The 25421-nt window shown below is 67.8% G+C and carries 23 protein-coding genes; 17 read left to right on the forward strand and 6 right to left on the reverse strand.

Features of this window, described 5'->3' with window-relative positions:
* Positions 1-42: 42 nt before the first annotated feature.
* The 3 genes from C474_RS20020 to C474_RS20030 are packed head-to-tail and all read left to right on the forward strand — an operon-like array spanning position 43 to position 4197.
* Positions 43-1314 (forward strand): Single-stranded DNA binding protein, encoded by a 1272-nt coding sequence (locus C474_RS20020; RefSeq protein ID WP_008390074.1) that lies wholly within the window; start codon positions 43-45, stop codon positions 1312-1314.
* A complete protein-coding gene (locus C474_RS20025) occupies positions 1311-3398 on the forward strand; it encodes a hypothetical protein (protein ID WP_008390076.1) in 2088 nt (695 codons plus the stop codon). The genes C474_RS20020 and C474_RS20025 overlap by 4 nt, the downstream gene beginning before the upstream one ends.
* 4 nt (positions 3399-3402) lie before the next feature.
* Positions 3403-4197: a metallophosphoesterase gene (locus tag C474_RS20030; RefSeq protein WP_008390078.1), complete on the forward strand. Its 795-nt coding sequence runs from the start codon at positions 3403-3405 to the stop codon at positions 4195-4197.
* A 28-nt stretch (positions 4198-4225) separates the two neighbouring features.
* Here the strand turns inward: C474_RS20030 and C474_RS20035 are convergent, their stop codons facing one another.
* Positions 4226-4708 carry a DUF7342 family protein gene (locus tag C474_RS20035; RefSeq protein ID WP_152421721.1) on the reverse strand — a complete coding sequence of 161 codons (483 nt, stop codon included), beginning with the start codon at positions 4706-4708 and terminating at the stop codon, positions 4226-4228.
* 244 nt (positions 4709-4952) lie between these two features.
* On the opposite strand from C474_RS20035, the gene C474_RS20040 reads away from it, so the two are divergent.
* Together C474_RS20040 and C474_RS20045 are read left to right on the forward strand one after the other, a co-directional pair.
* A complete protein-coding gene (locus tag C474_RS20040; RefSeq protein WP_049917220.1) occupies positions 4953-7799 on the forward strand; it encodes a DEAD/DEAH box helicase in 2847 nt (948 codons plus the stop codon).
* Between the two features lie 76 nt (positions 7800-7875).
* Positions 7876-8586: a class I SAM-dependent methyltransferase gene (locus C474_RS20045; protein WP_008390084.1), complete on the forward strand. Its 711-nt coding sequence runs from the start codon at positions 7876-7878 to the stop codon at positions 8584-8586.
* A gap of 19 nt (positions 8587-8605) precedes the next feature.
* Here C474_RS20045 and C474_RS20050 read toward each other — a convergent pair whose 3' ends face one another.
* Positions 8606-10771, reverse strand: coding sequence for a CDC48 family AAA ATPase (locus C474_RS20050; RefSeq protein ID WP_008390086.1), 2166 nt, complete (start codon positions 10769-10771; stop codon positions 8606-8608).
* Positions 10772-10896: 125 nt separating this feature from the next.
* Between C474_RS20050 and C474_RS22780 the strand changes: the two genes are divergently transcribed.
* Positions 10897-11037 carry a DUF7128 family protein gene (locus tag C474_RS22780; RefSeq protein WP_008390088.1) on the forward strand — a complete coding sequence of 47 codons (141 nt, stop codon included), beginning with the start codon at positions 10897-10899 and terminating at the stop codon, positions 11035-11037.
* 11 nt (positions 11038-11048) lie between these two features.
* On the opposite strand, the gene C474_RS20060 is transcribed toward C474_RS22780, so the two are convergent.
* Positions 11049-11279, reverse strand: a complete 231-nt coding sequence (locus C474_RS20060) for a DUF7508 domain-containing protein (protein WP_008390090.1) — start codon at positions 11277-11279, stop codon at positions 11049-11051.
* Positions 11279-11719, reverse strand: coding sequence for a DUF5796 family protein (locus C474_RS20065; RefSeq protein WP_008390092.1), 441 nt, complete (start codon positions 11717-11719; stop codon positions 11279-11281). The genes C474_RS20060 and C474_RS20065 overlap by 1 nt, the downstream gene beginning before the upstream one ends.
* A gap of 112 nt (positions 11720-11831) precedes the next feature.
* On the opposite strand from C474_RS20065, the gene C474_RS20070 reads away from it, so the two are divergent.
* On the forward strand, positions 11832-12701 hold the full coding sequence (locus C474_RS20070; protein WP_008390094.1) for a shikimate kinase: 870 nt from the start codon (positions 11832-11834) through the stop codon (positions 12699-12701).
* On the forward strand, positions 12698-13042 hold the full coding sequence (locus C474_RS20075) for a chorismate mutase (protein ID WP_008390097.1): 345 nt from the start codon (positions 12698-12700) through the stop codon (positions 13040-13042). The genes C474_RS20070 and C474_RS20075 overlap by 4 nt, the downstream gene beginning before the upstream one ends.
* Positions 13043-13515: 473 nt before the next feature.
* On the opposite strand, the gene C474_RS20080 is transcribed toward C474_RS20075, so the two are convergent.
* Together C474_RS20080 and C474_RS20085 are read right to left on the reverse strand one after the other, a co-directional pair.
* Positions 13516-14592: a class I SAM-dependent methyltransferase gene (locus tag C474_RS20080; protein WP_008390098.1), complete on the reverse strand. Its 1077-nt coding sequence runs from the start codon at positions 14590-14592 to the stop codon at positions 13516-13518.
* 163 nt (positions 14593-14755) lie between these two features.
* The gene (locus C474_RS20085) at positions 14756-15556 is read right to left on the reverse strand and encodes a helix-turn-helix transcriptional regulator (RefSeq protein WP_008390100.1); all 801 of its coding nucleotides are present in this window, start codon (positions 15554-15556) and stop codon (positions 14756-14758) included.
* A 376-nt stretch (positions 15557-15932) separates the two neighbouring features.
* Between C474_RS20085 and C474_RS20090 the strand changes: the two genes are divergently transcribed.
* From C474_RS20090 to C474_RS20125, 9 genes are all read left to right on the forward strand, one after another.
* Entirely contained in the window at positions 15933-16616 is a 684-nt protein-coding gene (locus C474_RS20090) for a haloacid dehalogenase type II (RefSeq protein ID WP_049917221.1), read from the forward strand.
* A gap of 219 nt (positions 16617-16835) precedes the next feature.
* Positions 16836-17861: an SDR family oxidoreductase gene (locus tag C474_RS20095; RefSeq protein ID WP_008390104.1), complete on the forward strand. Its 1026-nt coding sequence runs from the start codon at positions 16836-16838 to the stop codon at positions 17859-17861.
* Positions 17862-17931: 70 nt separating this feature from the next.
* On the forward strand, positions 17932-18831 hold the full coding sequence (locus tag C474_RS20100; protein ID WP_008390105.1) for an alpha/beta fold hydrolase: 900 nt from the start codon (positions 17932-17934) through the stop codon (positions 18829-18831).
* A 200-nt stretch (positions 18832-19031) separates the two neighbouring features.
* The gene (locus tag C474_RS20105) at positions 19032-20051 is read left to right on the forward strand and encodes a DUF7544 domain-containing protein (protein ID WP_008390107.1); all 1020 of its coding nucleotides are present in this window, start codon (positions 19032-19034) and stop codon (positions 20049-20051) included.
* Positions 20052-20190: 139 nt separating this feature from the next.
* The gene (locus C474_RS22785; protein WP_008390109.1) at positions 20191-20364 is read left to right on the forward strand and encodes a hypothetical protein; all 174 of its coding nucleotides are present in this window, start codon (positions 20191-20193) and stop codon (positions 20362-20364) included.
* Between the two features lie 290 nt (positions 20365-20654).
* A complete protein-coding gene (locus C474_RS20110; RefSeq protein ID WP_008390111.1) occupies positions 20655-22130 on the forward strand; it encodes an extracellular solute-binding protein in 1476 nt (491 codons plus the stop codon).
* Between the two features lie 6 nt (positions 22131-22136).
* Positions 22137-23132 carry a carbohydrate ABC transporter permease gene (locus C474_RS20115; RefSeq protein WP_008390113.1) on the forward strand — a complete coding sequence of 332 codons (996 nt, stop codon included), beginning with the start codon at positions 22137-22139 and terminating at the stop codon, positions 23130-23132.
* A gap of 1 nt (position 23133) precedes the next feature.
* On the forward strand, positions 23134-24060 hold the full coding sequence (locus C474_RS20120) for a carbohydrate ABC transporter permease (protein WP_008390115.1): 927 nt from the start codon (positions 23134-23136) through the stop codon (positions 24058-24060).
* A 4-nt stretch (positions 24061-24064) separates the two neighbouring features.
* Complete coding sequence (locus C474_RS20125; RefSeq protein WP_008390117.1) at positions 24065-25408, forward strand: ABC transporter ATP-binding protein; 1344 nt, start codon at positions 24065-24067, stop codon at positions 25406-25408.
* The last annotated feature ends 13 nt before the right edge of the window (positions 25409-25421 follow it).

Below are 25421 nucleotides of genomic sequence, written 5' to 3' on the forward strand. Positions count from 1 at the left end.
GCCGGGAACCCTTTTTACGGGACGAGGCAGTAGTTTACGACGATGAACGTCGACGAACACGCCGAGGAACTCGCCTCCACCCTCGGAGTAGACAAAGCGGAGGTCAAATCCGACCTGGAGAACCTGCTGTCGTACAGCGTGCCGATAGACGAGGCCAAACAGAGCATTCGCCGGAAGCACGGCGGCGACTCCGGCGCCAGCGCCGCGCCCACCTCGAAGGACGTGGCCGACATCGACACCGACGACGGCAACGTCACCGTCACCGTCCAAGTGCTGACCGTGGGCAAGCGCTCCATCCGCTATCAGGGCGAAGAGCAGACCATCCGCGAGGGCGAATTCGCGGACGCGACCGGGAAGATATCCTACACGGCGTGGCAGGACTTCGGCTTCGAGGCCGGCGACTCCGTGACGGTCGGCAACGCCAACGTCCGCGAGTGGGACGGCAAGCCCGAACTGAACCTCGGGCAGAGCACCACCGTCGCGGTGGAAACGAACCCCGTCGAGACGGCCCACGAGACGGGCGGCGACACGGACCTCGTGGACCTGCGCGCCGGCGACCGGGGGCGCAACGTCGAAGTCCGCGTCCTCGAATCCGAGGAGCGGGTCATCTCCGGACGCGACGGCGACACCACCATCCGGTCGGGCGTCGTCGCCGACGAGTCGGCCCGACTGCCCTTCACCGACTGGGGGGCGCGCCCTGAACTCCGCGAGGGCGAGGCGTTCCGCTTCGAGGACGTGTACGTCCGCGAGTTCCGCGGTGTCCCGCAGGTGAACCTCTCGGAGTTCACCACGGTCACCCCCCTCTCCCGGGAGGTGGAGGTGAACGAGAACGCCCCGCGGATGCGGATCGGCGAGGCCGTCGGTTCCGGCGGGATGTTCGACGTGGAGGTCGTCGGCAACCTTCTGGAAGTGCGCGACGGCTCCGGCCTCATCGAGCGCTGTCCCGACTGCGGGCGCGTCCTGCAGAACGGCCAGTGCCGCACGCACGGCGACGTGGACGGTGAGGACGACATGCGCGTGAAGGCCATCCTCGACGACGGGAACGGGACCGTGACGGCCGTGCTGGACCGCGAGTTGACCGAGCGACTGTACGGCGCGCCGATGGACGACGCGATGGAGGCCGCCCGCGAGGCGATGGACAAAGAGGTCGTCGCCGACGAGATTCGGCGGCGGGTCGTGGGGCGGGAGTTCCGCGTCCGCGGCAACCTCTCGGTCGACGACTACGGGGCGAACCTCGAAGCGACCGAGTTCGAGGAGACCGAGGACGACCCGGCCGACCGCGCCGCGGCCGTCCTCTCGGAGGTGTCGGCATGAGCGTCATCGAGAACCGCCGCGAGGTGGCCTACCGCGTGTTCGCCGCGGAGTTCGACGACGCGACGCTCTCGTACTCCGAGGGCGACGAGGAGCGGGCGCCGAACTACGTCGTCACGCCGACCGGCGCGCGCGTGAACCGCCTGTTCGCCGTCGGCGCCCTCACCGAAGTCGAATCGGTGAACGAAGAGGTGCTGCGGGGGAGAATCGCCGACCCGACGGGCGTGTTCGTCACCTACGCCGGGCAGTACCAACCGGAGGCGATGAACTTCCTCGACCGCGCGACGCCGCCGATGTTCGTCTCCATCACGGGCAAGGCGCGGACGTACGAACCCGACGACGGCGACCGGGTGTTCACCTCGGTCCGCCCAGAGAGCATCAACGAAGTCGACGCCGGCACGCGGGACCGCTGGGTCGTCGCCGCCGCGAGAGCGACGCTCGAACGCGTGGCGACGATGCGGGCCGCATTGGCGATGGACCGCCGCGGCGACGACCTGCGCGTCGCCCTCGAAGCGCGCGGCGTGGACGAGTCGCTGGCCGCGGGCGTCCCCCTCGCCATCGACCACTACGGCACGACCGAGCACTACCTCGAAGCGGTCCGCGCGATGGCCGTGCAGGCGCTCGAACTCGTCGCGGGCGACCGCGACGCCGTCGACTCCCTGGCGGTCGACCCCGACGAAGTCGGACCGGACGAACTCGGTCCGCTTCCGACGGTCCCGGCGGCGACGGAACCCGAGGGCGGCGACGCGGCCCTCACCGAGGTCCGCGAGGGCGGTGAAACGGCGGAGAATGCCGTGACCGACTCCGACGACGCGGAGAGCGGGACCGGCGACGGCGCGGAACCGACCGGGGCGGGCGCCGACTCGGAACTCGAATCCGACCCCGAATCCGAGTCCGTCGCCGACGACCCGACGACGGGGACGACCGCTGACGCTGACGCGGACGCCGACGCGAACGCGGCCGCCGAGTCGTCCGAGACCGAACGAGAGACGACCGAACCCGGAATGGAGACGGCGGCCGACGCGGCGTCGGCGCCCGACTCGTCCGCAACTGACCCGTCCGGACCCGACCCGTCGACGGAGGCGCCCGACGCCGCGTCGGAGTCGGATGAGGCGTCCGGTCAGACCGAGACCGAAACGGAGTCGGACTCGACCGAACGGACCGCCGCCTCCGCGACGGCGGACGCCGGCGGGTCGCGGAGCGACTCGGAGCCGTCCGGGTCGACGGACGGACTGGGCGACTTCGATGAGGGGTCGTCCGCGGCCTCGAAAGCACCCGGAGACGAGACGGTCGAATCCGAAGACGGGGCGGCGGGCGGACTGGGCGATTTCGACGCGGCCGACGCCGGACCCGACGAGACGGAAGACGCCGAGTCGGATGCAATGGAGTCGGGTACCACCGAGTCCGACGCCGCCGAGGACGGATCGCTGGCGGCGGCCGAGGCCCGAGACGAGGAGACGGCCGCGTCCTCGGGCGAGATGTACGAGATGGGAGACGACGAACGCGCCGAGTTAGAAGAGGAGTTCGGCGCGGAGTTCTCCACCGGGAACGAGGTCGACGACGCCGGCGAGGCCGACATCGACGTGCCCGACGCCGACGAGGTGGAGGCGCAGGCGGCCGAGGCGAACGCGACGACGAACGGGGAGTCCCCGTCGCCCGCCGAGTCGGCGGCGTCCGAATCCGACGCGGCGACGGAGGAACCGGCGGCGTCGCCGGACGACCCCCGTCCGGACACGCAGGCCCCCGACGCGGCGGCCGCGGACTCGCCCGAGACGGTCGACCCGTCCGACGCCGAGACGGAGGCGCCGACGGCGGACGACGCCGGGACGAAGGCGGCCGAATCGGTCGATACCACGGAGGCGGCCGACGGCGCGGACGCCGAGGCCGAGGACGTGGACCTCGAAGACGCCGTCGTGGAGGTGATGGCCGACCTGGACGACGGCGACGGCGCGGACCGCGAGGCGGTCGTCGAGGCCATCGCCGACCGCTACGGCGCCGACCCCGACGACGTGGACGACGCGATTCAGGACGCCCTCATGAGCGGCAAGTGCTACGAGCCGAACGAGGGCACGCTGAAGTCCATCTGAGCCGATGGCGCGCCGACGCGACGAACCGATAGTCGAACCCGTGCCGGGCGACCCGGCGGCCGTCGCGCGCCTCGGCCCCGACGCTGAAAGGGAGCGAGCGCTCGTCGTCGCCGACTACCACGCGGGCATCGAGGCGGGTCTGCGCTACGAACGCGGCGTCGAACTCGACAGCGACGCGGACGTGCGACTCGCCCGCCTCACCCGACTGCTGGACGAGACGGACCCCGACCGACTGGTCGTGCTGGGGGACTTAGGACACCGCATCGGCAACCCGCGCGGCGACGAGACCGAGGAGTTGGAGACGCTCGTCGACCGAATCACGGAGAGAGTGCCCGTGACGCTCGTCCGCGGCAACCACGACGGCGGCATCGCGGAGGCGTTCGGTGACCGCATCGACGTGACCGAAGGGGCGGGCGTCCGACTCGGCCGCGTCGGCTTCGTCCACGGCCACACGTGGCCGGCGCGCGAGGTGGTCGAGAGCGAGGCGGTCTGCGCGGCGCACGAACACCCCGCGGTGCGACTCGAAGACAGCGTCGGCGGGGGCCGAAAAGAGCGTGCGTGGCTTCGCGGCCCGATGAACCCCGACCCGTTCGCGGCGCAGTTGGGACTGGAGGTGGCCGACCTCGACTGGAAATCGCCCGAACTCGTCGTCTTCCCGGCGTTCAACGACCGCTCCGGCGGGACGTGGGCGAACGTCGAGGGACAGGGCTTCCTCTCGCCGTTCCTCCCGGCGGGCGTCTTCGACGCGGACGCCTACCTGCTCGACGGAACGCGACTCGGCCCGTACCGCTCCGTGTGACGGGCGGAGGCGGGCCGACGCCCGACGGTCAGTTCGCTCTCGACCGACCGCCTCGACCGGAGTCGTCCTCTCGTTCTCCCTCGGCTTCGGTCCGCAGTTCGGAGAGCATCGACAGGACGGTCGAATACCCCTCCAGACGGCCCTTCTCGTACTCGCTCAGCGCCGCGTACGGGCGGTCGGGGTCGGCACCGTCCGCCTCCCGAACGACGGATTCGACGCGGGCGAGCGTCCGGGAGTCCAACTCGCCCGCGTCGACGCCGCCGTAGTGCGCGTCGGGGCGAGGCGCCGACTCGGACGGGTCCATCTCGTACTCGCCGTCATCGACCCGGACGACGCCCTCTTCGACCAGTCGGTCGAGCACGTCCCGCGTCTGGGCCGGCGTCCCGTCCGCGAGGACGGCGACGTGCTCGGCGCTCCGAGGTTCGTCCAAAATCTCGACCGCGGAGACGACACGTTCGCGCAGCGTGAACACGTGCGTCCACGAGCCAGGGGACCACCGTGACCGCTTCATACGTTCCCGCTAGGCGGAACCACTTATGACTGTGATGGCAGATTTGTTATATTTCATCTTTCAGCGGCCTACGAACAACGGTCTCGGCGGGTGAGTTCAACGAACCGGGGGACCGCGCGTCCGGGGCGGGCGGGTCGCCGAACGACTGGCGGATGATGCGAGGGATGGCTTGGTCGGTCTTCCGACGAATCCGCCGACCCCCGTGAGCGGTGCGCTTAATCCGCTTGCACCGCTAGTGCTGTCGATGCGAGACGCGACGGCCGCGCAGGGTATGGACGCGTTCACGACGCTCGGCGAGAGGGTCCGCGCGGCGCTCTCCGAACGGGGATTCACGACGCCCACGGAGCCGCAGCGACGGGCGATTCCGCCGATAGCCGCCGGGCGGAACGCCCTCGTCCTCGCCCCCACGGGAACCGGGAAGACGGAGACGGCGATGCTGCCGGTGCTCGACGCGATAGTCGAGTCCGACCCCGAGGAGCGGGAGGGCATCTCGGCGCTGTACATCACGCCGCTGCGCGCCCTCAACCGCGACATGCGGGAGCGCCTCGACTGGTGGGGCGAGGAACTCGATATCGAGGTGGACGTCCGCCACGGCGACACCACGCAGTACCAGCGAGGAAAGCAGGCGAACGACCCGCCGGACGTGCTCGTGACGACGCCGGAGACGCTGCAGGCGATGCTGACGGGGAAGAAGCTCCGGAAGGCGCTGTCGGACGTGCGCCACGTCGTCGTCGACGAAGTGCATGAACTCGCCTCGGCCAAGCGCGGCGCGCAGTTGACTATCGGTTTAGAGCGCCTCCGCGCCCTCGCCGGCCCGTTCCAGCGGGTCGGCCTCTCGGCGACGGTCGGGTCCCCCGAGGAGGTGGGGAAGTTCCTCACCGGCGACCGGGCGTTCGAAATCGTGGAGGTCGACGCCGGGAGCAAGGTGGAGTTCACCGTCGTCCACCCCGAGATAACCCGCGAGGACCGGGAGTTGGCCGGGCGGTTGGCCTCCGAGGACGAGATGGCCAGCCACGTCCGCCTCATACGCGACATCGTGCGCGACCACGAGTCCACGCTCGTCTTCGTCAACACCCGTCAGACGGCCGAAGCCCTCGGCTCGCGGTTCAAAGCGCTCGACGCGCCCGTGGAGGTTCACCACGGGTCGCTCTCGAAGGACGTGCGAATCGACGTTGAAGACCGGTTCAAAGCCGGCGAGTTGGACGGCCTCATCTGCACCTCCTCGATGGAACTCGGCATCGACGTGGGGCGGGTGGACCACGTCGTCCAGTACGGCAGTCCCCGCGAGGTGGCCCGACTCCTCCAGCGAGTCGGCCGCGCGGGCCACCGCCGCGACCAGGTTTCGCGGGGGACCGTCGTCACCTCCTCGGCCGACGATACCCACGAGGCCCTCGCCATCGCGCGGAAGGCGGAGGCGGGGGAGGTCGAACCCGCGCGCATCCACCACGCCAGCCTCGACACGGTCGCGAACCAGATAGTCGGCGTCGTCATGGACTACGGCGAGGTGTCGGCCAGGGAGACGTACGACCTCGTCACCGCGGCGTACCCGTTCCGCGACTTGGCGGAGGAGACGTTCCGGGAGATAGTCCGCGAGTTGTCCGGAAATCACCTGCTGTGGGTCGACGAGGAGAAGGACGTGTTGGAGAAGTCGGGCGGGACGTGGCAGTACTTCTACGCCAACCTCTCGATGATACCCGACGAGGAGACGTACGACGTCTACGACATGTCCTCCCGGCGGCAGATAGGGACGCTCGACGAGCGGTTCGTCGTCAACTTCGCCGAACCCGGCGCGTCGTTCATCCAGCGCGGCGAGATGTGGCGCATCAACGACATCGACGACGACGAGGCGGAGGTGAACGTCACGCCCATCGAGGACCCCGGCGGCGAGGTGCCGTCGTGGACCGGGTCGGAGATTCCCGTCCCCGCGCACGTCGCCGGCGAGGTGGGGGAGATACGCGAAACCGCCGCCCGGCAGTTCGCGGCGGGCGGGGAGCGAGGCGCCGTCGCCCGCGATTTCCTCGGCCGCTACCCCACCGACGAGCGGACGGTCTCGGAGTCGCTGAAGCCGACCGAGCGACAGGTCGAAGCCGGGTTGCCGGTGCCGACGGCGGACCGGTTGGTCGTCGAGGGGCAGGGGCGGAAGGTGGTGCTCAACTCCCCGTACGGTCACCGGGTGAACGAGACGCTCGGGCGGATGCTGGCCGCCCTCGTCGGTCAGCGCACCGGGTCGTCGATAGGCATCGAGACGGACGCGTACCGGGTCAAATTCGAGGTGCCGCCGAACGCCTCCGTCCACGACTTCACCGGCGTGTTGGAGACGACCGACCCCGAACACGTCGAGGGCGTCCTCGAACTCGCCCTGAAGCACTCCGAGTCGCTCAAGTTCACCCTCGCGCAGGTGGCCGCGAAGTTCGGCGCGCTCAAGCGGTATCAGGGGAACAAACGCTTCGGCGGCGACCGACTGCTGGCGGCGCTCGAAGGCACTCCCGTCTACGACGAGGCGGTCAGGGAGGTGTTCCACGTCGACCTCGCGGTGCCGGAGACGGCCGACCTCCTGCGGCGGATTCAGGGTGGCGAGGTGGCCTTAGAGACGGCGCGGGAGCGCACGCCCATCGGCATCGACGGTCGCTCCAGCGGCCGGGACCTCCTCGTCCCCGAGAACGCCGACGCGAGCGTCATCCAGGCGGTCAGAGAGCGCATCCAGAACGACCGGGTCATCCTCCTGTGTCTGCACTGCACCGACTGGAAGACGACGCGGAAGGTGCGCCGCGTCCGCGACCAACCCGAGTGCCCCGAGTGCGGCGCGACGCGCATCGCCTGCCTGAACCCGTGGGACGAGGAGACGGTGAAGGCCGTCCGCGCGACCGACCCCGACGAGGAACAGGAGCGACTGAAGCGCCGCGCGTACAAGTCGGCCAGCCTGGTCCAGAGCCACGGTCGCAAGGCCGTCGTCGCTCTCGCCGCCCGCGGCGTCGGCCCGCAGACGGCCGCGCGCGTCATCGGGAAACTCCGCGAGGACGAGGACGACTTCTACCGCGACATCCTCGAACAGGAGCGACAGTACGCGCGGACGCAGTCGTTCTGGGACTGACGCCGTTCTCGACCGAAGCGCTGCCGCGTCGCGGACCCACGAGCGATTTATCCCCTCCCTCTCCGACGGCCCGACCATGCCGGACGACGCCCTCGGCGCGGCGATGTGGGACTTTCTGCACGAGGAGTACGACGGGTCGTGCGTCCACCGCGACCCCGAGACGGGGGAGACGTGGGATGCGAACATCCGGAAGTTCTACTTCGCGCCGTACGCCGCGTGGCCCGCCGAGGAACGAGCGTTCGTCGACGGACTGGCGACGCCGTTTTTGGACGTTGGCTGCGGAGCCGGCAACCACGCCCGAGTCGTCTCCCTGCACGGCCGCGTCGTCGCCTTCGACGCGAGTCCGATGGCCGTCCGAACCGCTCGCGCCCGCGGCGTCGACGCCGTCGTCGCCGACATGTTCCGCCCGCCCGTTCCCGAAGGCCGGTTCGAGACGGCGCTCGTGAACGGCACGCAGGCGACGTTAGCCCGGACGGATGCCGAACTCAGGGGATTTCTCGCCGAACTCGCTCGGGTCACGACCGAGACGGGAACGGCGTGGGTCGACTCCTACGACCCCGAACGGGTCGACGAGTCGCACGGTCACCGCCCGGCCGGGGAGGACGGCGTCGGACGCCGTCGGTTCCGCGTGGAGTACCGCGGGCGCGACCTGGTCGGACCGCTCCTCGAGTTCCGGACGGTTTCGCCCGACAGGCTCCGGACCGTCTGCGCGGGGACGACGTGGTCCGTCGCGGAGACGGCGTACTCCGGGGAGTTCGGCTACTACAGGGCGAGACTGACGAAGTGAGGCGTACTGCCGCTCTCGGCTACTCCTCGCTGGCGTCGAGGACGACGCCGAGGGCGGCGTCGAAGTGCGCCTGCGTGACGCGAATCTCGTCGGCGTGCTCGTTCGCCTCCTCGCCGTCGTAGGCCTCGGCCACCTCCTCGATGGCGCGCATCGTCGCCTCGCGGCAGACGGCTTGGATGTCGGCCCCGGAGAGGCCGTCCATGTGCGCGGCGAGTTCGTCCAAGTCAACGTCGTCGGCGAGCGGTTTCTCGCGGGTGTGGACGCCGAGGATGGCCCGCCGGGCGTCCACGTCGGGGTTCGGCACGAGGACGTGCGACTCCAGACGGCCGGGTCTGAGCAGGGCCGGGTCGAGGGCGTCCTTTCGATTCGTCGCCGAGAGGACGACCACGTTCGGGTTGTCGGCCAGTCGGTCCAACTCGGTCAAAAGCTGCGAGACGACGCGTTCGCCGACGCCCGAGTCCGACCCCATCGAGTCGCGGTTGCCCGCGATGGCGTCTATCTCGTCGAAGAAAACGATAACCGGCGCGGCCTGCCGCGCGCGCTCGAACACCTCTCTGACCGACTTCTCGGACTCGCCAACGTACCGGTCAAGCAACTCAGGACCGGCGACGTGGATGAAGTTCACGCCGCTCTCGCCCGCGATGGCTCGCGCGAGGAGCGTCTTGCCCGTCCCCGGTGGACCGTGGAGGAGCACGCCCGACGGGGGCGTCGTGTTCGCCGCCTCGAACAGGGGCGCGTAGGTGAGCGGCCACGTCACGCTCCGTTCGAGGGTACGTTTCGCCTCCTCCAGCCCGCCGACGTCGTCGAACGTCGTCGTCGGCGCCTCGGCGACGTACTCGCGCATCGCGGAGGGTTCGACGCTCGCCATCGCCGCCTCGAAGTCCTCGCGGGTCACCTCCAACTCGGAGAACTCGATTTTCTCGCCGCTCCCGCCGCGGCGGGCGCGGCGCAGGGCGGTCATCGCCGCCTCCTTCGTCAACGATTCGAGGTCGGCCCCGACGAAGCCGTGGGTCCGCGCGGCGAGGCGGTCGACGTCCACGCCCTCCGCGAGGGGCATCCGTCGGGTGTGGACCTCCAGAATCTCGCGTCGGCCCTGTTCGTTGGGGACGCCGATTTCGATTTCGCGGTCGAACCGGCCGCCGCGGCGGAGGGCGGGGTCCAGGGAATCCACGCGGTTGGTCGCGCCGATGACGATGACGTCGCCGCGGGCGGCGAGTCCGTCCATCAGGCTGAGCAGTTGGCCGACGACGCGGTTCTCCACGTCGCCGCCGTCGTCGCGCTTGCCCGCGATGGAGTCTATCTCGTCGAAGAAGACGATGGCCGGCGCGTTCTCCCTGGCCTCCTCGAACTTCTCTCTGAGCTTCTCCTCCGATTCGCCCTTGTACTTCGACATGATCTCCGGGCCGGAGACGGTGATGAACGTCGCGTCCACCTCGGTGGCGACGGCCTTGGCGATGAGCGTCTTCCCGGTGCCCGGCGGACCGTGCAGGAGCACGCCCTTCGGCGGGTCGACGCCGAGGTGGGCGAACACCTCCGGTTCCGACAGGGGGAGTTCGATCATCTCGCGGACGAGGTCCAACTCCTCGTCCAGTCCGCCGATGTCCTCGTAGGCGACGCCCGTCGGGCCGTCGCGCTCTTCGTCCTCGTCGCCGCCGGAGACGCTGGTGACGACGCGGCTCACGGTCCCCTGCTTCGAGAGCCTGAGTTTCGTCGAGGCGGTGACGCGGACCATCCCGTCGGGACTCGTCTCCTTGACGACGAACGGGTCCGAACTCAGCGTCTCGAAGCGAATCTGCCCGCCCGACTGGATGGGTCGGTCCTGCACCGCCCGCTTGATGAGTTCGACCGCCCGGTCGTCGTCGCTGAACGCCACGTCGTCGGGCATCGACAGCGTCACCGAGCGCGCGTCCTCGACGTCCACCTGCCTGACCCGCACCGTCTCGCCTATCTTCGCGTCGGCGTTCGCGCGCGTGTCGGCGTCGACGAGGACGACGCCGTCCGGCGTGCCGCCGCCGGCGGGCCACACCTTCGCGACCGTCTCGCGGCCGCCCTCGACGACGACGGTGTCGCCGCTGAGGACGCCGAGACGCTGGCGCGCGGACTCGGGGAGGCGGGCGATGCCGCGGCCGGCGTCTCGCTTCTCCGCGCCGCGAACGGTGAGTTCGAGGCCCTCGTCGTCTGGCATACCCCCGGCTTGGGGTGCCCCGGTCTTTACCCTTGCCCGACGGCTCTCGTCCCCCGCCCGTCCGCTCGTCCGTCCGCCTCCCGTCCGGCAGAAACGTTATGTTCCACGATAGCACATCACTTCGTATGGTCTCCACGACGCAGAAGGACGGAACGACGTGGTACCGCTGTGAGGAGTGCGAGATGCTGTTCGACGCGGAGTCCGAGGCGAAGACGCACGAGGAGAACTGCGACGGCGAGGACGACAGTCCGTCGTACCTGCAGTGAGGAGTCGGAAGCTATCGCTCTTCGAGCAGTCGCTCGGCGTGGTCGCGCGACTGTGCGCGCTTCCAGCGTACCTGCGAGGCCTCCCCGTAGGAGAGTTCCTCGCGGAGTTCGTCGGGGAGAAACCCCGCGGCGGCGCGGAGCACCGTTCCGTCGCCGTCCCCGAACTCGACGACGCCGTAGGCGTCCGGAGCCGACCCGACGGTCTTCCGTTCGAGCGGTTTCCATCGCTTTCCGAGCGCCATCAGTCGCTTTCGGCGTCGTTCACGAACTCGTAGGAGGTCTCCGCCCAGTCGTCCTCCTCGAAGACGAACACGCGGCCGCGGGCCACCTCCGGGTCGGCCTCGATTTCGGTGCGCATGCTCTTGGTCCGGCGGACGCGGACGCCCGGGAACAGTTCCTCCTCCTCGTCTTCGTCCAGGACGACCCGGCCGACGCCGCTGGCTTCGAGGATGTCCTCGTGGGTCTTCAGGTCGTTCACGTACATCATCACGCCCTCAGTCTCCGTCGGGTCGGTCACGAGGACGTGCGTCTCCCGGCCGGGCGCGGTGGTGAGCGTCCCGGTGACGGCCTCCGGCACGCCGCGGTAGAGGGTCGTCCGGCCGTCGAGGTACTCAACCTGCACGCCGTGGTCGAGCAGTTCGACGCCGAGCGTGCTCGGCGCCACGTCGTTTCGCGCGCTCATACCTCGGCGTTGCGCGGGTACGGTGAAAAGGTGCGCGGTAGCGACGGTTCGACCGGCCGGCCAATACGGCGGAGACCGCTACACCTTTGCCTCCGCTCGATTCCGTACAGGTATGCACGGCCGCGCAGTCGCACTCGGAGCGGGGACGATTCTGAACGCCCTCTCGACGGGGTTCGGGTCGGCCTTCGCCATCGACGCGGAGACGAGCGCCACCGTCGAACTCGACGATTCGGGGACGGTCACCGGGTCCGTCGCGGAGGACGTCGACGCCGACACGCGCCTCATCGAGCGATGCGTCGAACTCGCGGCCGAGCGATACGGCGACGGCGACGACGGCGAGTACGGCGGGACGGTCCGCACCGAGAGCGACGTGCCGATGGCCGCCGGTCTGAAGAGTTCCAGCGCCGCCGCGAACGCGACGGTGCTGGCGACGGCGGACGCCCTCGGCGCGGACCCCGACCGGACCGAGGCGTGTCGAATCGGCGTGCAAGCAGCCCGCGACGCCGGCGTCACCGTCACCGGGGCGTTCGACGACGCCTCCGCGTCGATGCTCGGCGGCGCGACGGTGACGAACAACGACGCGGACGAACTGCTCTCGCGGGAACCCGTCGGGTGGGACGTGCTCGTCTGGACGCCCGACGAGCGCGCCTACAGCGCCGACGCCGACGCGGCGGCCTGCGCGAACGTCGCGCCGATGGCCGAACTCGTCGCGGAACTGGCGCTCGACGGCCGATACGCCGAGGCGATGACGGTCAACGGCCTCGCGTTCTCGGCGGCGCTCGGGTTCCCCGCCGACCCCGCCGTCGAGGCGATGCCGCACGCTGCGGGCGTCTCCCTCTCCGGCACCGGTCCGAGCGTCGTCGCGGTGGCCGACAGGGACGCCGACGGCGACCCCTTGGAGCGAGTCCGCGACCGGTGGGCCGAGCGGGAGGGAGAGACGTGGCTGACCACGACCCGAAACGACGGAGCACGCGTACGATGACACGAGAGACAGACACAGACAGAGACGCGGACGCACCACAGACCGACGACCAGCTAGCGAAGCGACCCGACGACATGACGCTCGACGAACTCCGCGGGGAGATAGCCGACATCGACCGCGAAATCGTCGAGCTCATCGCCCGACGGACGTACGTCGCCGATACGGTGGCGCAGGTAAAAGACGAGCGCGACCTGCCGACGACCGACGAGGGCCAGGAGGACGTCGTGATGGACCGAGCCGGCGAGAACGCCGAGCGGTTCGACGTGGACTCGAACCTCGTGAAGGCTATCTTCCGGCTGCTCATCGAGTTGAACAAGGTGGAACAGCGGGAGAGCAGATAGCCGAGCTTTAGCCGTTTCAGGCGTTCTACCGCCAGTCGATCAGCTTCCTCCTCTTCCGGCGGTTGCTCCCTCGTTCCTCGCTGGATACGGGAGGACGCGGATCGATGTTTCGGGTTCCCCCCTCAGTCGAACGCCGCCAACGCTCGGGTCGGCGGCGGCCGTCCCGTCTCCATCGAACGGACGCGCCCCGCTCCGACACTCCTCGTGGACGACTTCTGCCCAGTCGTACGCTTCCCGGGACTCCGCGTCGATCACCGCTTCGAGCCGTGCTGTCTCGAGATTGCGGCCGCAAATACCGCTGTAGTCGTCCGTGATATTGAGGCCGCATCGGTCGATATCCGGGCGGTCGTCGTAACGGAGTATCGTGCGGTTCTCACATTCGAGTACCTGCGCGGTGAGTCCTGTCGGTGTGTCTCAGCCGTTCTTACGGCCGGCCCATTCCGCCTGCGTCGGACCGGGATGGTGCCTCGTCGTCAGGGCTGTGCTTCGAGGATGAGGTTGAACGGAGTCTCCGCGGCCCGTCGGAAACGACTGAATCCGCCCTCCGTCACTACCTCGCGCAGTCTGGTTTCGCCGGCCTGTGCACCCAGCGCCGGGTCGGCCCCTTGGTCGAGCGAGTTCGGCGTACAGAACATCGTCGAGAAGCCGTAAAACACCCGACCCACCGGATTGAGATTGTCCTCGACCCGGTCGTTGGCGAACGGTTCGACTAGCATCCACGTGCCGTCCTCGGCGAGCGTCTTCCGGACGTGCGCGGCGACGCCGATCGGATCGCCCATGTCGTGGTAGCAGTCGAACATCGTCACCACGTCGTACTCGGACCCGTTGTACTCCTTCGCCGTCGCCACCTCGAATCTGATGCGGTCCGCGACGTCGGCCTCCTCGGCACGTTCGCGCGCGACGTCGATCGAGCGTTCGTGATAGTCGACGCCGACGAACGTCGAGTTCGGGTAGGCTTCGGCCATGATGATGGTCGATGCGCCGTGGCCACAGCCGATGTCGGCGACGCGCCCACCCTGTTTCAGTTTCGCGTCCACACCGCCGAGCGCGGGGATCCACTCGTCTACCAGACTGGCGGCGTAGCTGGGTTTGTAGAACCGCTCCGTGGCAGAGAACAGCTCCGGGTGGTGTTCGTGCCATCCGACGCCCTCGCCGGTCCGGAAGGCCGTTTCGATATCGTCCTGTACGTCTGCGATGATGGTGTTGGTCCCCTGGAAGCCGCCGAGCATGAACGCCGGGCTGTCCTCATCAGCCAACACAAGCGTCTGTTCGGGAGAGAGGCTGTAGCGCTCTGTCTTCGGATCGTAGGTGATGTAGCCGCCGGCGGCCTGCGAGCGCAGCCATTCGCGGATGTAGCGTTCGTGCGTATCGGTTTGTTCAGCCAGTTCTTCGGCGTTCAGCGGCCCCGCGTCGGCCAGCGCCGTGTAGAGGCCCAGTCTGTCGCCGATCTCGGCCAGCGCGGTCTGGAACGTTCCTCCGAGGTCGTTTACAGCCGTTCCGACGAGTTCGTTCAGCCGTTCTTCGTCGACGGTGGATTCTTCGATAGACATGGTTCTTGTCTCGGTTCTGTGTGTAAAGCCGCTGATTTCGGTTCTGCGGTGACTTCTCCGCGAAAGGCCGTACGACCGAAGTGCGAATGTAAATTCCTAGTGAAACGATTTCACCAGGTGAAAGCGCGCGGCGGTCGCGGAAACGCCGGCCGAGGCAGACCCCTCAGGTGACGGCTATCCCGTCGTCGATACGTCGGGCCTCGTTTCGGTACCGCTCGTAGACTGACGTGGCCCACGCGAGCGCCGCCGGTGAATCGGTATCGACAACTGCCGTGAGCATGCCCGTATCGAGGTCGTGACAGCAGATGCCGACGCGATCGTCGTAGATACCGAGTCCGCACCAGTCGCTGTCGGGCAACGAGTCGTGTACGAAGGTGGTGCAGTTCCCGCAGGCGTCCGCTTCGGCGACCTTCTCGGGGTCCCATGCGATGATCGTTTCGAGGACGCCGGGCGAATAGATGAACTCGAACTCCATTCCGTCGATGATGGCTCTGCACGCCGCCTCGAGATTGCTCGATTTCACGATTGTGGTCCCGAACCCCCGCATCGACTCGGCGTTCTCGATGAGTTGCGTGACGCGTTCGACGGGTTCGTACGGATACCCCGGACCCGGGTAGGAGACGGTGGCGTCGGCGAACATGTCGACGGTGAATCCGTCCATCTCGCACGGAAGCCAGGGAACGACGTCGCGTAATTTCCGCTCCGTCGCCATCGCCTCGCGGAGTTCCGTGAATCGCCCTGTGACGAATTCGCCCAGTCGCGTCAGCACGTAGGTTCGCCCGTCTCGGTCGATCCAGCGTCGATCTTCGAAGTCGGTGAGAATTCGTCCCATGGTCGGCGACGATGCACCCGTCGCGGCGCGCAGATCAGTGCGATCACAGGGACGTTCTGCCAGCGCGTTGAGCACCTCGACCCGGTGGTCCGAGCGTGCGAGAAACTCGATTTCATCGAGCGGTGTGTTCATATCTATGATACGAGATACCACACCATACGCTTACCGTGCGGTCACTGCGCTGTTCGTTCGCATACGGAACTGAGTCCGGTCATCTATCCCCCGATCGTAGCGGCTTTCGGTCGATAAATTCCCAAACCCCGTCAGAATTCGGTGCGGACTTTGTCTACCTGGACAAGGCCGAACAGCGAGAATCGGGGTAGCGGTCGACCGACGAGCGGTGCCGCGCGAACCGCGATGCGTCAACCGTACCTCGACGTTCGACTGACGTTCTCGCACTCGGCCGTTCGGTAGAGACAATCCGTTCCCGGGTCGCGAGGGCGCCACCACGAGGCGTTCCCCCGCGGAGGCCCCAAGCTACTTCGCTCCGTGCCACCCCAACACATCCATGTCTTTCGACCCTGACGCGGTGGAGACGATTGCGTTCGACTCGTACGGAACGGTCGTCGACGTCACGGCGGTCGAGGAACCGCTGTCCGAGTACACCGACCGCGCCGAGGACGTCTCGAAACTCTGGCGGGAGCGTTCGCTGCAGTACGCGATGGTGGGCAACGCCATCGAGGAGTACGACTCCTTTTACGCCATGAACCGCCACGCGTTTCGGTACGCCCTCGACGAGGTGGGCGTCGACCTCGACGAGGACGAACGCGAGGACGTCCTCTCGACGTACCACGAACTGCCGGTGTTCGACGACGTGCGCGAGGGAATGGAGCGGTTGCACGAGGCGGGGTACGACCTCTACATCGTCTCGAACGGCAGCGAGGACATGCTCGAATCGATGGTCGAGCACGGAGACCTGGGCGACTTTCTCACCGACACCGTCAGCGCCGACGAGGTGGAGCAGTTCAAACCGGACGCCGGCCTGTATCGCCACGCCGCCGAGAAAATCGGCGTGCCCATAGAGAACGTCGGGTTCGTGGCCGCGGGGTGGTGGGACGTGCCGGGTGCGATTCACGCCGGCATGCAGGGCGTCTGGATCAACCGTCAGGACACGCTCTGGGGGCCGTACGAGACCGACCCCGACCTGACCATCGAGACGTTCGGCGACCTCGCCGACGAACTCGGCGTCTGACTCGCCTCGTCGAGTTCGAACGCGTGCGGACGCCGAGGGAAAACGCCTCGAGAACACGGCCCCCGAGACTAACCGTCTGCCGCCTCTGACGCTCGACCGAGGGAGCCGAGATACCATGCTTCGAACGGCGATACCCCGCACGACAGCGACGACCGCCGAGCATCGCCCGACCACCGCTCCGAACGCGAGGCCGCCCGCCGGACGCGGGGGTGAGGTCCGGTGAGCGCGGACCTGAAACCCCTCGACGAACAGGTCGTCGTCCTCACCGGCGCGACGTCCGGTATCGGGTTGACGACGGCGCAAATGGCGGCGGAGCGCGGTGTCCGTCTGGTCCTCGCCGCGCGGAGCGAGGACGCCCTGCGGGAACTGACCGACGAGATAGCGCGCGACGGCGGCGAGGCGACGTACGTCGTCGCCGACGTCCGCGACAGGGACGATATCCGCGAGATAGCCGACCGCGCCGAGGAGGCGTACGGCGGATTCGACACGTGGGTGAACGCCGCCGGCGTCTCGGCCTACGGCAAACTGCGCGACGTGCCCGTCGAGGACATGCGGGGACTGTTCGAGACGAACGTCTGGGGGCTACTGTACGGGTCGCTCGAAGCGGCGGACCGCCTGGAGAACCGCGGCGGCGCGATAATCAACATCGGGAGCATCGTCTCCGAACGCGCGCTGGGACTGCAGGGCGCCTACTCGGCGTCGAAGCACGCCGTGAAGGCGTTCACCGACACGCTGCGCATGGAACTCGCGGACGACGGCGCGCCGATATCGGTGACGCTCGTGAAACCGAGCGCGATAGACACGCCGTACCCCGAGCACGCGAAGAACCACATGGACGAGGAGGCGACCCTCCCGCCGCCGCTGTACGCCCCGGAGCCGGTCGCGGAGGCGATTCTGCACGCCGCCGCGCACCCGCAACGCGACGTGACCGTCGGCTTCGGCGGGAAGGCGATGACGGTCCTCGGGCGCGTCGCCCCCGGCCTGATGGACACGCTGATGGAGACGGTGGTCTTCCCCCTCCAGCGGAACGACCGCCCCCCGCGTCCGCAGGGGGAGAACGGCATCGACGGAGCGTCGGGCGAGTTGGAACGGCGAGGCGACTACGAGGGGCACGTCAGCGACTCCAGCCTGTACACGCGGCTCGTACAGGGCCAGGGTCGAGCGAGGACCGGCGCGCTCCTCGCGGGTATCGGACTCCTCGCGGCGTACCTCTACGCGCGCCGTGCGGTCGGGGGCGAGCGCTGAACCGAACGCGCGCCTGCGGAGTTTCCCCACCGGGCGCGAGTTCATCCCCTCGAAGCGTCTCTCTCCTCTCATGCCGACGATTCGCGCGAACGGGGTCGACACCTACTACGAACGTCGAGGCGACGGTCCGACGGTCGTGTTCGTCCACGCCTCGATGCTCGACCACGCCGTGTGGGACGAACAGGTCGAGGCCCTGTCGACGGACTACTCGACGGTGACGTACGACCTGCGCGGGCACGGCCGGACGGGTCGGTCCGCGGAGTCCGAGTACACGGTGGACCTCTACGTCGCGGACCTGCGCGCCCTCCTCCTCGAACTGGATATTCGAAATCCCGTCCTCTGCGGACTCTCGATGGGCGGCACGGTTGCGCTGACGTACGCGGCGACCTACCCCGACGACCTGGCCGGACTGGTGCTCGTCGACGCGTTCGCCCCGGAGTTTCGCTCCCGCGGCGAGTGGTTCCTGCGTCGCGTCGCGCTGAGCGCCCTGGTGCCGCCGGTTCGACTTCTCGGACTCGAACGCGTCGAACGGGCGAACGTCTGGCTGACCGCGCGGCTCTTCCCGGGCGCGGACGGCGACTACGAAAGCGTGGAACGCCTCCGCGAGGGGGGGCCGGGGATGGCCACCGAGGAGTTCGCGAAGGTGGTCCGGTCGATGGCGCGACCCCGGGACCCCCCGGTCGACCTCTCGACGGTGTCGGCGCCGACGCTCGTCCTCTACGGCGAACGCGACCTCCCGTTCGTCAGGCTCCACGCCGCGCGTTTCGCCGCCCACGTTCCGACCGTCGACGTGCGCGAGGTACCCGGCGCCGGCCACGCCTCGAACCTCGACGCCCCCGAGTACGTCACCGGCGCGATTCGCGACTTTCTCGAAGCGCACGCCGGGACGACGGACCGGAGCGCGGATTCGACCGACTCGAACGGGAACTCGGACGGCGCGAACGGAGGGAACGGCGGTTCGGCCGCGTAGCGAACGGAATGCACCCCTCCGCACCGGCGGTCACCGCTCGGTCGCCGCCGAACTCTCCGACGGAGGGGGGCTCACCGCGACGGACGACGTCCTCCGACCGGCGGTCGGCAGCAGTTCGCGACGTCCGCTCCTCGGTCGGAGCGTCTCGCGTCGCGGGAGTCATGTTACCGTACTAAGGTGTCCGAGCGCCGAGTAGGGACATGGCTCTGTACGCACTCGACAACGTGGACGACGCGTTGGACGCGACTCGGGCGTTCCTCACGCCCGTCGACCGCACGACGTGGGTCAAACTGGCGCTCGTCACGCTGTTCGTCAGCGGTCCCGGGGCGAACTTCGGCGGGTCCCAGTACACCGCCGGCGGGAACGGCGGCGGCCCCGGAACGGTCCCGCTGACCGACCTCGGCCCGCGGACGTGGCTGCTCGTGGCCGGCGTCGTCGGCGTCGTCGCACTACTCGCGTTCGCGTTCGCCTTCGTGGGGTCGGTGATGGAGTTCGTCTTCGTCGAATCGCTCCGGAACCGCACGGTGACCGTCCGCCGCTACTGGGGCCGCCGATGGCGTCAGGGCGCTCGACTCTTCGGATTCCGGTTGGTGCTGGCGCTGTTCACTCTCGGGGCCGTGCTCCTGTTCGCGGCGCCGTTCGTCCTCCCGCTTCTCGGCCTCGACGCGGGCGTCGCCTTGAACGGCGGTGCGTGGGTGGGACTGCTGTTCGTCCTCCTCCCGGTGTTCGTCGTCCTCGCCGTCGTCGTGTCGCTGGTCGACGGGTTCACCACCGCGTTCGTCGTCCCGATAATGGTGCTCGAAGACTGCGGCGTCCTCGACGGCTGGCGGCGCCTCTGGCCCACGATACCGGCGCAGTGGACGCAGTACCTCGCCTACGTCGTCACGGGGTTCTTCCTCTCGCTCTTCGGCGGCCTCCTCGTCGCCGTCGTTACCGCGGTGCTGGCGTTCGCACTGCTCGTCCCCTTCGGCCTCCTGTTCGCCCTCGGCGCCGCGCTGTTCGCCTTCGTCGCCGAACCGCTCGGAATCGCGGTGCTCGTCGTCTTCGGCGTCCTCTACGCGCTCGCGGTCGTCGCCGTCGCCGCCCTCGCACAGGCGCCCGTTCAGACCTACCTGCGCTACTACGCGCTCCTCGTCCTCGGCGACGTGGCACCCGCCTTCGATCTGATTCCCGACCAGCGACGCGCCGTCCGCGGGGGGGACCCCGAACCCGTCGTCTGAGTTTCGTCGCGTCGCACCGCGCTATCCCGCCGTGTCGCTGCCGGCGTCCGCATCATCCGGCGACAAGCGGAAAACTGGTTTTAGAGTGATAATTCAATAAAAAAGGAATATTTATGCGCTCGATCGCAGTAGGAGGCGCATGCGTGGGAAACTCGCGGTCACCGTCGGCGTCCTCGTCGCCCTCGCCGGCGTCGCCTCGGTGGCGACGACCGGTGGCGAACTCTCCGAGGCGGTCATGTGGGGCGTCGCGGCCCTCGTCCCGGCCGGCATCGTGGCGCTCGGCGCTCTCCCGTCGGGGTACTCTCGGGACTGACGGGCGGTCGCCGCGACGGGTCGGCCGACCGACCACCCGTCGAGAACGCTTCCGAACGCGCCCTCGGCCGACGTTCGTTCGAACGTTTATTTCACCATCGGTGGCCACAAGCGATTATTGATTATGGATACTCGGCCAACGTATGGCGTCCCAACTGACGGATAGTCGCGGGACCGCGAACAGGGTCACAGACCGGCCGAAACGCCCGCCTGATAGCGCTCCCCGCGGACCGGGAGGTGGTAGCCGATGAACCGTCGCCGCCGAGTGCGTCGCGCCGAACGGACCGGCCGATGAGCGAAGAGCAGAGCGTCAGCCGACGCCGGTTCGTGAAGGCCGTCGGGGCCGGGAGCGCCGTCGCGGCGTCCAGCGTTTCCGGCTGTATCGCGCGGGCGCAGTCGGATCCGAACACGGTCCAAATCGCGGCCAACACGGACCTCAAGAACATCTCCGGACAGGTGGAAAAACAGCTGAAACGGGCCGGGATGCCCGACGAAATCTCGATAGAGATCATCGCCGGCACGGCCTCGACCGGCGCCCGTCAGCAGCAGTACAACCGGTGGCTGTCGGCGAACCTCGAACAGCCGTCGCTCCTGATGATGGACAGCGGGTGGACGATTCCGTTCATCGTCCGCGACCAACTGGCGAACCTCTCGGAGGTGATGCCCGACATCGCCGAGATGGTCAAATCGAACTACTTCCAGACGTTCACCCAGACGGCGACGAGCGAACAGGGGAATCTGCACGCGGTCCCGCTGTTCCCGACGACGGGGAACATGCTCTATCGGAAGGATTTGGTGAAAGAGGCGGGATACAGCCCCGAAAAGGAGGGGTGGGCGACGAACCCCCTCACCTGGAAGAAGTTCTCGAAGGTGACGAAAGACACCAAAAAGCAGACGGACACGAGACTGGGGTTCACCTTCCAGGGCAAATCCTACGCCGGCCTGTCCTGCTGTGACTTCCGGGAGTTCACCGGCACCTGGGGCGGGTCGTACTTCGGTCCGAAGAAGAACCTGTTCGGTCCCGTCGGCAGGCGACCGGTCACGGTCGATTCGAAACCCGTGGTCGACGCCACGCGAATGGTTCGGACGTTCATCGAGGCGGACGCCGACAACGCCCTGAAGTCGGTGACGGGCGGCATCTCCCCGCGGACGGTGCTGCAGTGGGAGGAGGAGTCCTCCCGGAAGCCGTTCGCCGCGGGCAACGCCGTCATGCACCGCAACTGGCCCTACGCCATCGCCATCAGCGGCGCCGAGGACGCCTTCGGAAAGGACCTGGGCGTGATGCCCATCCCGTACGCCGTCAAGCCCGAGGAGGCGAAGTTCGACGGCTACGGCGGGTCCGTCTCGTCGCTCGGCGGATGGCACATGGCGCTGAATCCGAGCGCGAAGCAACCCGAGGCCGCCAAGGAGGTGCTCCGGGCGATGACCAAGGAGAAGTTCCAACTGTTCCTCTTCGAGACGCTCGGCTACCTCCCGCCGCGCCGGTCGCTGTTCGAGTCCCAACGGGCCAAGCAGGTCCCGGTGATGGGGCGGTACTTGGAGACGCTGAAGTACACCATCGCACACTCCATCCCCCGCCCGGTCACCGTCGCGTGGCCCCCCGAGTCGTCGAAGATAGCACAGCAGGCGAACGCGAGTTTCAGCGGTCTCAAAGCACCACAACGAGCGATGAACCAGCTAGCACGACAGATCGAGGAGATAGAGCAGGCCTCCAAACGAGAAGAACAGTCGCAAAACAGCGGCCGAATTGCGACCGGAGGACGGTGACTCTCGATGTCGGCCGAAACCGGCGGGTCGCAGTCGCAATCGAGGAGCGATTCCTCGGGGATGTTCGCCAGCGGTCAGCGCTGGGTGGAGAACCTCAGCGACACGCAGTTCGCCTACCTGCTGCTCGCGCCGTCGCTGCTGCTGTTCGCCGTCATCGCCTTCTGGCCGCTGGCGCGGACGTTCCAGATGTCGCTGTACGCCAACTCGCTGTACGGCGCCGACCGACTGGGCGAGTTCGTCGGGTTCTCGAACTACGTGAGGCTCCTGACGGGCGACCTGAACTCCTCGCTCCCCCGGCCGTTTCTCGACCTGAGCCAACCGTTCACGAGCGCCGTCACCGTCACGCTCATCTTCACCGTGGTGAGCGTCGTCTTCGAGACGATAATCGGCTTCGGGCAGGCGATCATCCTGAACCAGGACTTCCGCGGTCGGCGCTGGGTCCGCGTCGCCATCATCCTCCCGTGGGCCGTGCCCATCGTCATCCAAGGGATGATCTTCTACCTGCTGTTCCAGCCGACGGTCGGGTTCCTCGTCGAACCGCTCCACCAGTTGGGGCTTTTCTCGACGACGCCGCAGGCCAACAGCATGGACTCGCTCATCATCGTCATCGTCGCCGACGTGTGGAAGACGTCGGCGTTCATGGCGCTCATCATCCTCGCCGGTCTCCAGAGCGTCAACCGCTCGCTGTACGACGTGGCGAAAGTGTCGGGCGCCTCGAAGTTCGAGGCGTTCAAGACGGTGACGCTGCCGCTGGTGCTCCCGTCGGTGCTGGTCGCGATGCTGTTCCGCACCATCGGCGCGATGCGCGTCTACGGTCTCATCACAACGGTGTCCTCGTGCAACACGGTGCCGTCGCTGTCGTGTCTGGTGGTCCAGACGTTCAGCACGAGTCGGTACGCCGCCGCCGCCGCCGTCGCGTTCGTCACCGCGGCGCTCATCGGACTGGTCGTGATGGTGTACATCGTCAAATTCGCCGACGTGCAGGGCTCGGGGGGGATCTGAGATGAGCAACAGCGAAGGGAACGCGCTTCAGCGGTGGGCCAGCCGGTCCATCTCGAACCCCGAGCGGACGTACAAGGCGCTGTTCTACGTCCTCACCGGGGTGTTCCTGTTCACCACGCTGTTCCCGTTCTACTGGCTGTTGGTGCTGGCGCTGACGCCGAGCGGAAACATGATAGACGTGGGGCTGCTGCCGAACGGGTTCAACCCGGAGGCGTTCGTGACGGTGTTCACGCGCGTGCCGTTCCACCTCTACATCCTCAACAGCCTCATCATCGGCGTCGTCACGACGGCCATCGTGTTGGTGCTGGCGAGTTTCGCGGGCTACGCGTTCGGGCGCTTCGAGTTCCCCGGCCGCAGACCGCTCATGCTCGTCTTCCTCGCCATCTCGTACTTCCCGCCGGCGGCGTTCCTGCTGCCGCTGTTCCGCCTGTTCACGGCGAACATCACGTTCTTCACCCTTCCCGGGGTCGGAACGGTGAACAGTCCGATGCTGTTCAACGGACCGGGAGCGATGATGCTGCCGTACACGGCGCTGTTCATGCCGCTGGCAATCTTCATCCTGACGACGTTCTACAGCCAGATTCCGGACGGATTAGAGGACGCCGCACGCGTCGAGGGCAACACCCGCTTCGGCGCGCTGTTCAAAGTCATCATGCCCCTCTCGGCCCCCGGCGTGGCCACCGCGGGCGTGCTGACGTTCATCTCGGTGTACAACGAGTTCTTCTTCGCGTTCCTGATGACCGACGGGCGGGTCCAGAACTGGGCGACCATCGTCTGGGGCCTCCTCAGCTATCAGGGGCGCTACGCCACGTCGTACAACCTCATGGCGGCGGCGAGCATCCTCGGGGTCATCCCCATCGCGATTCTCGTCGTCGTCGCACAGGAGAAAATTGTCAGCGGTCTGACCTCGGGTGCGCTCAAGGAGTAACACAATGGGAGACGTAACTTACGAAGACATCACGAAGAAGTACGATGACGTAACGGCCGTCGACAACCTCAACCTCGAAATCAAGGACGGCGAGTTCGTCACGCTCGTCGGCCCCTCGGGGTGCGGCAAATCCACGTCGCTGGAGATGGCGGCGGGACTCACCGAACCCACCTCGGGGAACCTGTACATCAACAACGAGGAGGTGTCGGACCTGCCGCCGAAAGACCGCGACATCGCGATGGTGTTTCAGAACATCGCGCTGTTCCCGCACATGGACGTCTACGACAACATCTCGTACGGCCTCCGCCTGCGGGACTTCGAGAAAGAGGAGATAGACCGTCGGGTCGAGGAGGCGGCCGAACTCGTCCAGATGAGCGGCATGCTCGACCGGATGCCCGACGAGATGTCCGGCGGGCAGCGACAGCGAGTCGCCATCGCCCGCGCCATCGTTCGAGACCCGGAGGTGTTCCTGATGGACGAACCCCTCGCCAACCTCGACGCGAAACTCCGCGTCCACATGCGGACGAAACTGCAGGAACTCCACAAACAACTGGACGCGACCATCATCTACGTCACGCACAACCAGGAGGAGGCGATGACGATGTCGAGTCGCATCGCGGTGATGAACCACGGGGAACTCCAGCAGTTCGACGCCCCCCTGACGTGCTACTACCGCCCGACGAACGAGTTCGTCGCGGGCTTCATCGGGTCGCCGTCGATGAACTTCATCGACGGGCGCGTGACCGACGAGGGCGTCGAGACGGACGAGTTCTCACTCGACGTCGACGACGGCGTCCTCGGCGACGTCGAGACGGGCAAGCGCGTCACCGTCGGCGTCCGCCCCGAGGATATCTACCTCGCGGAGGGGGCAGACATCGAGGACGACCAGGGACCGGTCGGCGCCGCCGACGCCGCCGACATGGACGGTCAGCCGTCGGCGCCCATCGACGTGACGACGACGGTGCTCGAACCCGTCGGCGACGACATCTACGTCTACGCGGAGTTCGGCGACGGGACCGGGGAGTCGTCCGTCGACGACGGCGGGATATCCGGCCCCGCCACCGATGACGAGGGGGCGGCGGACGAGGGCGGCCCGATGGGCGAGTCGACGTTGCTGATGAGCATGCCGCCGATTCCGGACATGGACACCGACGCGGCCGAGGGACAGCGAACGCAGGTCGTCCTCGACCGCACCATGGTCCACCTGTTCGACGGCGAGACGGGCGACGCCATCGTCCACGGCCTGACGACGGAGTCCGGCGCGGGCCAAAGCCGACGGAACCGGGGCGAACCGGTCGAACGGACCGGACAGAGCGGTCCGAGCGCCTCCGAGAGCAACGCTCGCTGAGGTTCGGGCTGTC

The sequence above is a fragment of the Halogeometricum pallidum JCM 14848 genome (assembly GCF_000337095.1).
Classification (GTDB): Archaea; Halobacteriota; Halobacteria; order Halobacteriales; family Haloferacaceae; genus Halogeometricum; species Halogeometricum pallidum.